Annotated in this window: 16 protein-coding genes and 1 pseudogene; 8 read left to right on the forward strand and 9 right to left on the reverse strand. The window is 64.9% G+C overall.

Annotated elements, in window-relative coordinates:
• Window positions 1-130 precede the first annotated feature (130 nt).
• Window positions 131-1,524 (reverse strand): annotated as a pseudogene (locus K6I40_RS19030) (phosphoglucomutase/phosphomannomutase family protein).
• Window positions 1,525-1,526: 2 nt separating this feature from the next.
• Here K6I40_RS19030 and K6I40_RS28615 point away from each other — a divergent pair.
• Both K6I40_RS28615 and K6I40_RS19035 read left to right on the forward strand, forming a co-directional pair.
• Window positions 1,527-1,655, forward strand: coding sequence for a hypothetical protein (locus K6I40_RS28615; protein ID WP_255681778.1), 129 nt, complete (start codon window positions 1,527-1,529; stop codon window positions 1,653-1,655).
• Window positions 1,656-1,662: 7 nt separating this feature from the next.
• Window positions 1,663-2,256: an NAD(P)H-dependent oxidoreductase gene (locus K6I40_RS19035; RefSeq protein WP_222915438.1), complete on the forward strand. Its 594-nt coding sequence runs from the start codon at window positions 1,663-1,665 to the stop codon at window positions 2,254-2,256.
• A 41-nt stretch (window positions 2,257-2,297) separates the two neighbouring features.
• Here K6I40_RS19035 and K6I40_RS19040 read toward each other — a convergent pair whose 3' ends face one another.
• The 4 genes from K6I40_RS19040 to larB all read right to left on the reverse strand — a co-directional run bounded on the left by K6I40_RS19040 (window position 2,298) and on the right by larB (window position 4,710).
• On the reverse strand, window positions 2,298-3,254 hold the full coding sequence (locus tag K6I40_RS19040; RefSeq protein WP_222915442.1) for a hypothetical protein: 957 nt from the start codon (window positions 3,252-3,254) through the stop codon (window positions 2,298-2,300).
• Window positions 3,255-3,355: 101 nt separating this feature from the next.
• Window positions 3,356-3,604, reverse strand: coding sequence for a GIY-YIG nuclease family protein (locus K6I40_RS19045; RefSeq protein ID WP_222915444.1), 249 nt, complete (start codon window positions 3,602-3,604; stop codon window positions 3,356-3,358).
• A gap of 78 nt (window positions 3,605-3,682) precedes the next feature.
• Window positions 3,683-3,832 carry a hypothetical protein gene (locus tag K6I40_RS19050; protein ID WP_222915446.1) on the reverse strand — a complete coding sequence of 50 codons (150 nt, stop codon included), beginning with the start codon at window positions 3,830-3,832 and terminating at the stop codon, window positions 3,683-3,685.
• A 119-nt stretch (window positions 3,833-3,951) separates the two neighbouring features.
• On the reverse strand, window positions 3,952-4,710 hold the full coding sequence (gene larB / locus K6I40_RS19055) for a nickel pincer cofactor biosynthesis protein LarB (RefSeq protein WP_222915449.1): 759 nt from the start codon (window positions 4,708-4,710) through the stop codon (window positions 3,952-3,954).
• Window positions 4,711-4,996: 286 nt separating this feature from the next.
• Between larB and K6I40_RS19060 the strand changes: the two genes are divergently transcribed.
• From K6I40_RS19060 to K6I40_RS19070, 3 genes are all read left to right on the forward strand, one after another.
• A complete protein-coding gene (locus tag K6I40_RS19060; protein WP_222915451.1) occupies window positions 4,997-5,164 on the forward strand; it encodes a DUF1931 family protein in 168 nt (55 codons plus the stop codon).
• Window positions 5,165-5,346: 182 nt separating this feature from the next.
• Window positions 5,347-5,814: a hypothetical protein gene (locus tag K6I40_RS19065; RefSeq protein ID WP_222915454.1), complete on the forward strand. Its 468-nt coding sequence runs from the start codon at window positions 5,347-5,349 to the stop codon at window positions 5,812-5,814.
• An 11-nt stretch (window positions 5,815-5,825) separates the two neighbouring features.
• The gene (locus tag K6I40_RS19070; protein WP_222915456.1) at window positions 5,826-6,269 is read left to right on the forward strand and encodes a hypothetical protein; all 444 of its coding nucleotides are present in this window, start codon (window positions 5,826-5,828) and stop codon (window positions 6,267-6,269) included.
• Window positions 6,270-6,290: 21 nt separating this feature from the next.
• Here the strand turns inward: K6I40_RS19070 and rpiA are convergent, their stop codons facing one another.
• The 3 genes from rpiA to K6I40_RS19085 are packed head-to-tail and all read right to left on the reverse strand — an operon-like array spanning window position 6,291 to window position 8,820.
• Complete coding sequence (rpiA, locus tag K6I40_RS19075; protein WP_222915459.1) at window positions 6,291-6,998, reverse strand: ribose-5-phosphate isomerase RpiA; 708 nt, start codon at window positions 6,996-6,998, stop codon at window positions 6,291-6,293.
• 50 nt (window positions 6,999-7,048) lie between these two features.
• A complete protein-coding gene (locus tag K6I40_RS19080) occupies window positions 7,049-7,885 on the reverse strand; it encodes an ABC transporter permease (RefSeq protein WP_222915461.1) in 837 nt (278 codons plus the stop codon).
• Window positions 7,882-8,820, reverse strand: a complete 939-nt coding sequence (locus K6I40_RS19085; RefSeq protein ID WP_222915463.1) for an ABC transporter ATP-binding protein — start codon at window positions 8,818-8,820, stop codon at window positions 7,882-7,884. The genes K6I40_RS19080 and K6I40_RS19085 overlap by 4 nt, the downstream gene beginning before the upstream one ends.
• A gap of 346 nt (window positions 8,821-9,166) precedes the next feature.
• On the opposite strand from K6I40_RS19085, the gene K6I40_RS19090 reads away from it, so the two are divergent.
• The 3 genes from K6I40_RS19090 to K6I40_RS19100 all read left to right on the forward strand — a co-directional run bounded on the left by K6I40_RS19090 (window position 9,167) and on the right by K6I40_RS19100 (window position 11,730).
• Complete coding sequence (locus K6I40_RS19090) at window positions 9,167-9,478, forward strand: hypothetical protein (protein WP_222915466.1); 312 nt, start codon at window positions 9,167-9,169, stop codon at window positions 9,476-9,478.
• Between the two features lie 120 nt (window positions 9,479-9,598).
• Window positions 9,599-10,405 carry an ABC transporter ATP-binding protein gene (locus tag K6I40_RS19095; protein ID WP_222915468.1) on the forward strand — a complete coding sequence of 269 codons (807 nt, stop codon included), beginning with the start codon at window positions 9,599-9,601 and terminating at the stop codon, window positions 10,403-10,405.
• A complete protein-coding gene (locus K6I40_RS19100) occupies window positions 10,402-11,730 on the forward strand; it encodes an ABC transporter permease (protein WP_222915470.1) in 1,329 nt (442 codons plus the stop codon). Before K6I40_RS19095 ends, K6I40_RS19100 begins: the two co-directional genes overlap by 4 nt.
• 39 nt (window positions 11,731-11,769) lie before the next feature.
• Here K6I40_RS19100 and K6I40_RS19105 read toward each other — a convergent pair whose 3' ends face one another.
• A complete protein-coding gene (locus K6I40_RS19105; RefSeq protein ID WP_345779405.1) occupies window positions 11,770-12,450 on the reverse strand; it encodes a DUF5518 domain-containing protein in 681 nt (226 codons plus the stop codon).

A 12,450-nucleotide genomic window follows, 5' to 3' on the forward strand; every position in this document is an offset into this window, starting at 1 on the left:
ATCAATTTGATCCGAAGACGGGAGAACTACTAACCTCTATCTGGCAGAAGTGACCCCACACCGCCGACCTATCGACTCACCAGAGAACACTGTCAACGGACTAGTACAGCCTCGACGGCCGGCCGTACCTTCACACCAGCGGTTCGACCAGTTCCCGCCCCGCCTCGAGCAACTTCACAACCCGCTCGTCGTCCGCTGCCTCCGCGTAGACCCGCAACACGGGCTCGGTTCCGCTCGGTCGAACCAGCAGCCACGAGCCGTCGGCCAGCAGCAGCTTGAACCCGTCGGCGGTGTTGATGTCCTCGACCGCCGTTCCGGCGACGGTGTCGGGGATCACGTCCTCGAGGTCCGCGAGCACCCGCGATTTCTCGCTGTCGGGGCAGTCGACGCTGATCTTGTCCTGGACGACGGTGCCGTGTTCGTCGAGCAGTCGATCGACCCGCTCGTCGAGCGGTTCCGCGGCGTGCATCAGGGCCGCGAGCAGCGCCATCAGGACGCCGTCTTTCTCTCGGACGTGGCCCCGGACGGTGAAGCCGCCCGACTCCTCGCCGCCGACCAGCGCGTCGCCCTCGGCCATCGCCTCGGCGACCCACTTGAAGCCGACCGGAACCTCGTGGACGGTCTCGCCGTGGGCCTCGGCAACCCGGTCGATCAGATACGTTGTGGAGACGGTCCGAACCGCCGCACCCGATGCGTCCTCGAGCAGGAAGTCGTACAGCGCGGCGAAAAACAGGTTCTCGTCGAGGTAGCCCCGGTCAGGTGTCACGACGGCGAGTCGGTCGGCATCGCCGTCGTTTGCGATCCCCAGATCGACGTCGCTCTCGTCGTCCGTGACCGTCTCGATCAGGGTCTCGAGGTTCTCGGCGGCGGGTTCGGGCGAGCCGCCGCCGAACTCGGGGTCCCGCTCGCAACGATAGCGCTCGAGGGTGGCACCGGCACGCTCGAGCAGGGCGTCGGTCGTGTCGCGACCGCTGCCGTGCATGGCGTCGTAGGCGACGCTGAGTTCGGAAAGGTCTGTGTTGCCGGTGATCGACTCGGCCAGTTCGAGGGCGGCGTCGGCATGCGAGTCGGCGAAATCGACTTCGCGAGCGGTCCCGTGCTCGCTCTCGGGAAGCGGGTCGGGTTCGGCGAGCCGATCTGCGATGGCGTCGGTGACGGCCGGCAGGGCCGGCGCGCCGTCCTCGGGGATGAACTTCACGCCGTTGTACTCCGGCGGGTTGTGGGAGGCAGTGATCACGAGCCCGCCCGCGAGATCTCGGTCGGCAATCGCGTAGGCGACCAGCGGCGTCGGCCGGTCCCGATCGGAGAGCAACACGTCGATGCCGTTCGAACACAGCACTCGCGCCAGTTCCTCGGCGAACCCGCGCGAACTCTCGCGGGCGTCGTACCCCACCGCGACCGGCCCCTCGAGTCCTTCGTCCACAAGATACGTCGCGACCGCCTGCCCCACCATCCGAACGCGGGGGCCGTAAATTCCTCAAGCGTCGCCCGCCAGCCGTCGGTACCGAAGCTGATCGTCTCCATACATGGTGGTCATCGCCGGCCGCGAAAAAAGCGACGCTGGTCGACGGCAGACGAAGGGGCGGCGACGCGAGGGGGCCGCCGATGCAATGTACCTTGCGCGAGCAATGGCGTTTTCCGAATCGGCCGCGTAGTGCGGGTATGACACCCGCTCCCACCGTCGTCGCCGTCAGTGGCAGCCTCCGCGAGGCGAGCTACACGCGGACGGCGCTGCGGTACGTCCTCCAAGCGGCCGACGAGGCCGGTGCCGAGACGACGCTGCTCGACCTCCGCGAGTACGACCTCCCTGTGTACGATCCCGACGCCGGCGATCAGGGCGACGCCGAGACCGTGACGCGTCTCGTTCGCGAGGCCGACGCCGTCGTCCTCGGGACGCCGGTCTATCACGGCTCGTACTCAGGTGCGCTCAAAAACTTCCACGACTACTGCGGTTTTGACGAATACGAAGAGACGACCGTCGGCCTGCTGGCGACCGCCGGCGGCGGGAGCTACGGTTCGACGCTCGATCACCTGCGAATCACCGTTCGCGGCGTCCACGGCTGGGTGCTCCCCCATCAGGTCGGGCTCCGAAATGCGTCCGAGAAGTTCGAAGCCGATCCCGACGCGATCGACGGCCGTCGGTTCCGCGATCCTGCCCTCCAAGAGCGCGTCGAGAAGCTCGGCCGGATGATCACCGAGTACGCGTTCATCGACCCCAGCGTCACGTCGTCGCGATCCGCGGCGGCCGATGACTGAGTCGCCTCGAGTCAACCGTCGGCGCTCGCGGCCACCGCGGCTCAGGCGTCGACGTCAGTGAGACGCTGTTCGAAGAGCCGTTCGCCCGTCTCCTCGCAGGTGACGGCGACGACCTCGTGGGAGGTACAGCAGGATTCGACGACCTCCTCGCCCATCTGAACGTCGCCGCCGGACGGACACGTCTCGAGGAACATCCGGAGCCCGTTGAGTACCTCGCCTTTCGTCTCGGGGTCGAAGGCATCCCAGTCGTCGACCCACGCCTCGAGGGCGCGGCTGGCGGCGACGTCCGCGATCAGTGCGGCTCGAGAGGGCCAGCGACCGGCTCCGCCGGCGCGGGACAGCAGGGCGCGACCCTCACCCTGTGTCTCGAGTTCGAACTCGTCGGGATCGGCCTCGAACCCGAAGGCGTCGACGGCCGCTGCGACGTCGACGCCTGACTCGGAGAGCGGGTCGATCTCGTCGAACCAGGCGGCCTCGAACGCATCGGTGAGACAGAGATCGTCCCGATCCGCGCAGGGCTCGAGGACGTCGTGCTCGAGGAAGAAGGCCTCGAGGTCGACGGCCGCGGGCTCGTCGCCGGTGGCGGTCGACTCGTCGCCGGCGCTCTCGTCGTCGGCGTCGGTTGCAGCGACGGCATCGCTCTCGACGGTATCGGCCTCGTCGAAGGTGGTCTCGTGACCGGACGCCGGGCGGTCGGTCGAGTCAACAGCACCGAGCCCGCTCGCTATCGCCTGGTCGGGTTCCTTGCCGAACCAGCGGAGGATTTCGGGCGGGAGATATCGCTTGGTCAGCGTCGGCGTGCCGGGGACGAGATACCCCCGGAGATAGATCAGCGCGATCGATACCCCCACGGCGAGCACGCCGCCGAGGCGGGACTTCCGCGCGATGACGGAGCCGACCACCGCCGCGATGAGGAGGTTCAACACGGTACAGGGCTCACACCGGTTCTCACCGGTGTATTTGGGTTGCTTCAGATCGTCAACGACGTCGAGTTGCATCTCAGGCCTACTGTCACACTCAATATGCATCTATTTTTCGAATAACAGTAACGGGATAATAGTAGACAGGGTGGGTGAAAGTTTATCGCACAACCGAGCTCTCATTCGAGCCCGACGAGTCGCTCCTTCTCGGTGCGACGCAGTTGCTTGATCTCGTACTCGCGGGACATGGCAGCTGATTTCGAGTCGAACGCCTCGTGATAGCGGAGTTCGACCGGCGTTCGTCCGCGCGTGTACTTCGCCCCCTCGCCGGCGTCGTGTTCGGCGACGCGTCGCTCGAGGTCGGTCGTGTAGCCGGTGTACAGCGAGCCGTCGGCACACTCGAGGACGTAGACGACGTGATCGGCCATCGCTCGTGGCCAGGTGTGGGAGCGTAAAAAGCGTCTCGTCGTGGGGGCGCGTGGTTGTCGGCCCGTGTCGGTCCGATGTCAGGTGCCGCGAGCGCGCTCTTTCGCGGCTTCAGCGATTCCGGCGTTGGCTGAACAGCTGATACACGCGTGGATCTCACCGTGTTCGTCGGCGAAGACGCGTGCGAACCGTTCGGAGACGTGCGCACCGCAGTGGTCACACTTGGGCATTGGTCACACCGGCCGAAGCCGGTACTACAATCTACTGGGCGAAAGGATAAATAGCCTTCTCCATACACTGTTTGGCTTTCCGGTTGTGGAAAGTATTTTTCCGAAAAGGCGCATGACCGTCAGTCTCGAGCGGCGTCGATCGCACGCCCGATCAACGTCGCCTGTCCCCCGGCGACGAACCCTGCATCGACGTTGACGACCGACAGGACGGTACAGGACTGGAGCATTCCGGCCAGTGCCGCCTCGCCATCGCCGCCGTGCCCGTAGCCGCTCGAGACTGGGACGCCGATGACCGGCGTGTCGACGAGGCCCGCGACGACAGTCGGCAGGGCACCCTCGCGGCCGGCGACGACGATCAATACGTCAGCCTCGCGGAGGCGGTCGAGCTGATCGAGGGTTCGGTCCAGCGCCGCGACACCGATGTCGTCGACCCGATCGACCGTCGCACCCGCGTCTAGACAGACGGCCGCCGCTTCGTCGGCGACCGGTCCGTCGACAGTCCCACCGGTGGCGATACCCACCGTCGCGTCGAGCGACGGCTGCTCGTATTCTGCCGTCGTCACGCGGACCGTCGTACTCCAGCGGTCGATCACGGCGTCGGGAGCCGTCGCCTCGAGATGGGTCTCGAGCGCCACGAACTGCGAGTCGGAGACGCGGGTCAGTAGTGCTCGCCCCGTCGTCTCGAGAGCGGTTTCGGCGAGTGCGACGACCTGTTCGGCCGACTTCCCCGCTGCGAGAATCGCTTCCGGAATCCCACGACGCTGGTCGCGGACCGCATCGAACCGGCCCGCTTCACCGGTCACATACCCCCTAAGTTCGGCTTCGGCCTGCACCGGCGACAGCGAGCCGTCAGCGACGGCCTCGAGGAGTTCGCGCATACAGATCATCGACGACCGAGACACTCGAATCCGTCGACCCGGTTCGGCGGATGTGAGACGGATCCTCAGTGATTCGGTATCGCTGAACGTGCGCGCGAGCCCCGGAGGACCGCGCGCGAGCCGAATGCCGGGCTTTGAAAGCCACGAAATTCCGGATGGGCACTCATCAAACATATATTTTCCGGTGGTCCTAGTCATCGAAACGGGCGAATGAACCGCTGCAACCCCCGTATTTCCACGACCAACCAAAACCGTTATATGAGGTAACGCGAAACGAGTAGATCGTATGGCAGATCTTATCGTCAAAGCAGCCGTCAAGGAAGCGCTCGATGACAAAAACGTCGCCTCGGACTTCTACGACGCGCTCGACAAGGAAGTCGACGAGCTCCTCGAAGACGCCGCCCGACGTGCAGAGGCTAACGACCGGAAGACGGTCCAGCCCCGCGACCTATAAGGGACGATCGTTCGCGATTTTTTCGGACGCTACGGTGATCAGCGGCGCGTCTAGCTAGCTGTGGCGACCCGGTGTCGACCCTTGGTAGCGACGCGGCTCTCGCTTGCTACCTGCCGGCAGCCCGCTGACCGGCTGATTGCCGGCTCGAGTTTTTGCCCCTCGCCGTGGGAGGAGTGGGACACATGTTGCGCAAGCTCCTGATCGGCTTCGGGATCGTCGAGATACTCAAACCGGAGCCGATCATCGGACTGTGCGAACGGATCGGGCTGCGAAACCCCGGCGAGACCGAGCGGCGGCCGTTGGCGCTGACAGGTGCCCGGCTCGAGGGACTCGTCTTCGGGTGGCTGCTCGTCCGCGGCCGACAGGGATCGACCCTCATCTCCGCGCTGCTCGGCCTCGCCGGCCTGACGCTCGTCCTCATTCCCCAGCCGATCATCGAACTCAGCCAGCACTTGGTCTACGTCGACACCGACAGGCTCGAGTTACAGCCGTGGGTGGTGCCCGCAGCACGGCTGCTGGGCGTGCTCTACCTGACCGTGACGCTGCTCTCGCGGAGTGCGGGCGACGAGTCGGCGGGCGGCAGGAAAGCGGCCGAGAGCACGGACGACTCGGGGCAGTCGTCGAGCCGACTCCAGCTCCGTTCGCGGTGACGAGCCCCAAGATGCGACGAGTGCTGGTGGTCGGCATCGGATTGCTCGAGCTACTCGCCCCGAGACGGGTCATCCGGTTCGGTGAGCGGCTTGCGTTCGCGAACCCCGACGCCGGACGGCTTCGATCCTGGACGGTCCCGATCGCTCGACTCGAGGGAATCGCGTTCGTCTGGCTGGTCAGTCGTAAAGCGGGCCCACCGGCCGGCAGTAAGACCGTCCTCGCGACCGCCGGATTCGTTCTGGCGCTGGTCCCGCGGACAGTCGTCGAGACGGCCTGTCACCTGGCATACGAGAACGCAGACGAACTCGAGGTGAAACGGTGGGTAGTCCCACTGACCCGCCTGCTGGGGGCGGTCTACCTGATCGCCGGACTGTTCGCGACGCCGGTCGATGCGCCGACGGACTCGGAGGCGGCCCGACGCGACGGAGCGGAGGAGACTGGCCGGGCGCAATAGAGAGCAGGACGTGCAGGCGGCTCAGTACCGGCGGACATCGATGCCGTCATCGGTGCCGACGTAGGTCGCGTCGGCTACCCCGACGAACAGGCCGTGTTCCACCACGCCCGGAATTGTAGAGAGCCGCGTCGCCAGCCCGTCAGGGTCATCGATCGGCCCGAACTCACAGTCGAGCACTAGATTGCCGTTGTCGGTCACGACCGGCCCGTCCTTTCGCTCGGCGTCTCTGAGCGTCGGCTCGCCGCCCAGTTCCGCGATCCGATCCGCCACGACGGTATGTGCGTCGGGGAGCACTGCCACTGGAACCGAGCGCTCGAGTCGGTCGGTCAGCTTCGAGGGGTCGGTAACGACGACGAAGCGATCCGCCGCCGTATCGACGAGTTTCTCGCGTGCGTGGGCCGCGCCGCCGCCCTTGATGAGTGCGCCGTGAGAAGGGGCGTCCGGATCGTCGACGACCTGATCGGCACCGTCGATCGCGAGATCGACGCTGTCGACGGCGTCGAGATCGGTCAGAGGAATCCCGACCTCGAGTGCTAACTGGCGGGACTGAAACGAGGTCGGAATCCCGCGGACCTCGTGGCCGTCATCAATAACCCGGCCGATCGCCCGGATCGCGTGAGCGGTCGTCGACCCGGTGCCGAGTCCGACGACGAATCCATCCTCGACGTCCTCGGCCGCGCGTTCACCGGCGCGGCGCTTCGCTGCGGTGGAGCCGCCCTCCGTCTTCATGGTTCGTCAAGCGAGCGGCGGCGGGAAAAACGTTACATCTTGTGGCGCGATCAGAGGTCGACGTTTTTGAACCGCCAGCGACCGATCGAGAGCGGGACGAGCGCCCAGATGGCGAGGATGACGGGCCCGAACCACGGCTTGGCGACGAACGGCAGGTCCGCCACGTCGGAGCTCATCGTCGACTGCGTCTGGCCGAGAACGACCTCGATCGTGGAGCCGTAGGCGTTGTCCGGCGGCAAGGAACTGTAGACGAAATACCAGTCGGGGATCGATTCGACGGCGAGAGAATCTGTGGTCACAAAGAGTAGGGCCTGTCCGATGATTCCCCAGACGATCCAGAAGAAGATAATCAGGCCGAATGCACCGATCGCCGCTCTGGTCGTTGAGCGCGTCATCGAGGAGAGACCGACGCCGATACAGACGTAGACGAACCCGAACAGGATCGTTACCAGGGTAAAGGCGATGTAGTGGCCGATCGAGACCGAACCGACGAACGCGATGAGGCCCAACAGGCCGACAGCAAAACCGACAAGGATCGAAACGGCCACAACGCCCGTCCGGCCGAGTACCTTGCCAAGGACGACGTCCTGACGGCTGTGAGGCAGTCCGAGCAGGAACTTCAGACTCCCGCTCTCTCGCTCGCCGGCGATCGCGCCATAGCCGACGACCAGCGCGATAACGGGCACGAGAAAGCTCGCGGGGGCTTGAAGCGCGAAGATCAGATCAATCGTCGACCCCGCGCCGCCATCCTCGAACAGCTCCGATATCCACGACGCGAGGGCCGCGCCGCCGACGGTAAACAGGGCGAACACCACGGTTAGCCCGATCAGCACGCGCGAACGAATGGCATCCCGGAAGTCCTTCTTCGCGACGGTGATCGCACTCATTGTATCACCCCCGTACTGCCGGCCGAGTCCGAGGTGTAGGCCACGAACAGGTCCTCGAGCGAGGATTCGTCGGTTTTGAAGTCCTCGACGGACGCGTCGTGGTCCTCGATCCGCCGCAGCACGGCCGTCTTCGCGCGGTCCTCGCAGGCGACGACGAGGGTCCTGCCCTCTGGCGTCACTGACGAGACGCCGTCGACCGATTCGATCGCCTCGAGCGCGGCCGAGGAGTTGTCGGGGATGTGATCGAGCGTTATGCGGAGCCGGGTCTGGGTGGGCATGGAGTCGCGGAGGCCGTCGACGGTGTCCTCCGCGATCAGGTGGCCGTCACGTAGAATGCCGACTCGATCACAGACCGCCTCAACTTGGCCGAGAACGTGCGAGGAGAAGAAGATCGTCGCGCCGCGTGCCTTCTCCTCGCGGATGATTTCCCGCATCTCACGGGCCCCGTTGGGATCGAGCCCTGTCGACGGTTCGTCGAGGATCAGCAGATCGGGCTTGCCGACCAGCGCCGTCGCGAGCATGAGCCGCTGGGCCATCCCCTTCGAGTAGCCGCCGGCTTTCTTCTCGGCGGCGTCACTGATCCCGACCCGCTCGAGGAGATCGTCGGGATCGTCGTCGGCCTCCTTCGACTCGATCGCGAACTCGACGTGCTGACGACCGGTCAGGCGGTCATACAGTTCGGCACCTTCCGGAAGGATGCCGGTCCGATTGCGGATCTCGATGCTGTCCGACCGGGCGTCCAGATCGAAGACGCGGACTTCGCCTCGGGACGGTCGGATGAAATCGAGCACGAGGTTGATCGTCGTGGACTTGCCTGCGCCGTTGGGGCCAAGGAAGCCGTATATTTCCCCGCTCTCGACCGTGAGGTCCAGTCCGTCGAGTGCCAGTTCGTTGCCATACCGCTTCGTCACGTTAGAGATAGTGATGGCTACCATGTTAATTATCTAAGTGTTTACGGTTAGCATATAAATATCTTGTTTGGGAGACAGTCACGGGAAACGGTCGACGCAGTCAGCAATTCGTCGACAGTACCCCGGTCGATCGTCGAACATCGATAGCGACGTTTCCGTGCGTCTACCGCCGTTTCTTCGTTTCTCCGTCGAGATTTCTTGAATATCACTGATAGAATTCGTTCGAAAGTAATATAATACCTGTTCGTGAAACATCACTTGTGAACGGAAATATGAGCGAACTCACATCGCAACCCATCGATCGAAGCGATACTGATCGACACCGACGGTCCAGCGTTCGATCGAGTGGCGACTCGAGTGAGGTAGTGTAATGCTGCAACTCGCCCTCCTTCCGCTGCAGGCCGGCGGCGACACGGCCGGGGTCGACTCCACGACGTTCCTCATCGGGATGGTGATCGGGTTCATCATCGGACTGGTGATCGCTGCCGGTGCCGGCTACTGGGTGTACAAGGACGCCTCGAAACGCGAGAACAACGAACTCCTGTGGGGACTCGGCGTCGCAGCATCGCTGTTCCTCTTGTTCCCGATCGGAATCATCATCCTGATCGCGTATATCATCATTCGCGGCGACGAGACGGCAGCGGAACCGATGCAGGAGGGAACCGCCGGCGGCGACTGGTAGCCGCCGATCGGATCGACGCCGATCCGGCCGCGACGAGGGCCGGACGGCTTCGAGCCCGTTTCACTCGCGGACCACACTGTTGCGCCGAACTTTTTTTGAACCGTCCGTGGACGACCACTCATGGCACGGGAGACGGCGGTATCTCTTTCGAACGTCCGCAAAACCTATCGGATCGGCGAACTCGTCCACGCGCTCGACGGCGTCTCCCTCGCGGTACCGCGGGGATCCTACACCGCGATCATGGGACCGAGTGGCTCCGGCAAGTCAACCTTGATGAACCTCGTCGGTTGTCTGGACACGCCGACGGCGGGCGAGGTCGTCGTCGGCGGTCGGACGGTCGGCGACCTCGGGGACCGCGAACGGACCCGGCTCCGGGGGACGGAGGTCGGGTTCGTTTTCCAGACCTTTAACCTGATGCCGCGGCTGAAGGCCCTCGAGAACGTAGCCCTGCCGCAGTTGTTCCAGGGTATCGGTCGGACAGAGCGCCGCGAGCGGGCCCGGGATCTGCTCGAGCGGGTCGGCCTCGCCGACCGCACGGATCACCTGCCGAACGAGCTGTCGGGCGGCCAGCGCCAACGGGTGGCGCTCGCGCGGGCGCTGGTCAACGATCCCGCGATCGTGCTAGCCGACGAGCCGTCGGGGAATCTCGATACTGACACTGAGGCTGACATTCTGGACCTCTTTGACGAGTTTCACGCGGCCGGGACGACTATGCTCGTCGTGACTCACGAGCGCCACGTCGCTGAACGCGCCGACCGAATTGTCCACCTGCTCGACGGGAAGATTGAGCGGATCGAGGAACTCGACGGCGACGGTGGCAGTGGGTCGACAGTGGGATCGACACGGGAGACGGATACAACACCGAATGCAGATTCGGCATCAAAGGAGGAGTCACCGTCGGGACGTCGGGAGGCCGATCCCGAATGAACCCCCTCGAGAGCCTGCGCCTCTCCTGGCGTTCCATTCGCGGTCATAAGCTCCGGTCGGCGCTGACGACGCTGGGGATCGTGATCGGAATCGCAGCAGTGATCGCGTTCGTCACGCTGGGTGCCAGTCTGCAAGCGGGGATCATCGGCGACATCAGCCCGGACGACCAGCGCAACGTCTACGGCTGGGCCGCCAACCCCGATACCGAGGGCGGCCCGTTAGCGGGTGCCCAGCCCGTCTTCACGCCGGACGATCTCGAGGCGGTTGAGAACCTTGAGGACGTCGAGGCGGCCTACGGCTACGCGACGATTCAGACGCAGGCGATTTCGAATGGGAACGAGACGGTCGCACAGGGGAACGGACTGATCGCTTCGGGGCCGTCGTACATCCGCGAGGACAGGCTGGCTGAGGGGAGACAGTTCGAGATGGGCGAACGCGAGGCAGTGGTAAACCCGGCGGCGGCGAACCAGTTCGAGGAGAACGTCACCGTCGGCGACGAACTCGCGGTGACGATCCTCGGCGGCGAGCGCACGACCCTCGAGGTGGTCGGCATCACCGACACCAGCGAGGGACAGAGCCCGTTCGAAGGCTTCGAATCCTCGCCGCGGGTCTACGTGCCGACGGATCCCTACTACGCGGAGCAAGCGGCCGGGTTGGGAATCGGTGGTGGTACCGAGAGCGGTGGCGAGAACGGTACCGAGAGCGGTGGCGAGAGCGGCGGTGGAAACGGAAACGATGGCGGCGGTGACGCTCGCTTCCTGGCGATCATCATCGAAGCCGAATCGACCGACCAGTCCGATATCGATGCCGCCCGCGAGAGCGCGACCGCCTACCTCGAGAGCAACCAGTCCGACGCGAGCGACCTGCTGGACGACAATCTCGAGGTCACGTTCCAGACGAGCACGGAACTGCTCCAGCAGCTCCAGGACGTGCTGGATCTCCTTCGGAACTTCATCGTGGGCATCGCGGCCATTTCCCTGCTGGTCGGCTCGATCGGCATCGCGAACATCATGCTCGTCAGCGTCACCGAGCGGACCCGCGAGATCGGCATCATGAAAGCCGTCGGCGCGCAGAACCGCGACGTGCTCAGCCTCTTCCTGACCGAGGCGGTGATCCTCGGCGTCATCGGCGCGATCCTGGGAACGGGGCTGGGACTCCTCGGCGGCTATCTCGGTGCACAATACGTCGACCTGCCGCTGGTCTACCCCTTCGAGTATGTCGCGCTCGCGATCGGCGTCGGAATTCTCGTCGGGATCCTCGCCGGGCTGTATCCGGCCTGGCGGGCCGCGCGAACGGATCCGATCGACGCGCTCAGATACGAGTGACTCGACCGCCGGATCGGCCGGTGTCGTTCGCAGTCGCGATCAGTGATCAGACTCGCGATCTCGGTCCCGATCCGAGTAGCGATCCCCCTCGAGCCCGTCCGACGGGGATCGATCCGACTGACCGTCACGGTCTCGGCTCGGCATCGTATCGGTATCATGGTCTCGAGTCGACATTGAATCGACGTCGCGATCCCGGGATGATGTCACGTCGGCGGTGCGCGACGGGCGATCCGCCGCCGTCGAGAATCCGATCGTCTCCCGCGTCTGTCGTTGTTTGTCGGGATATTCGTGGGCGAGGGAGGACCCTAAATAGCCGCCGAGCGCCGACAGCCCGACGGTGTAGACGAGAACGAGCAAGAGAGCACCGGCGATGAAAATCGAGAGGAAAGCGATGCCACCGCCTGGGACGCCGCCGATGAGCCCCAGTCCGAGGAAGCCGAAGATGAGGAGCCCGCCGGCCGCGATCGGGAGGAACGTAATGAGCCCGGCGATCGTGCCCGCGATCGTCCCCGTCCGTTCGTCGGGCCCCTCGAGAAAGCCCGCGACGGCTCCCCGAGAACGGGTGAACCGGGGATAAACGAGAGGGCGACGCCGATGACGGCGCCGATGACCGCGTTGATGAGCGTTCGGGTCCGGACCATACTTGACGAACGGCGTGCGAGGTGAAAAGTGTCGGTGGTTCGTGGTGTCTGACTGCGCGCCGTTTCGCGGGAGAGACAC

Source organism: Natrinema sp. SYSU A 869 (assembly GCF_019879105.1).
GTDB lineage: Archaea > Halobacteriota > Halobacteria > Halobacteriales > Natrialbaceae > Natrinema.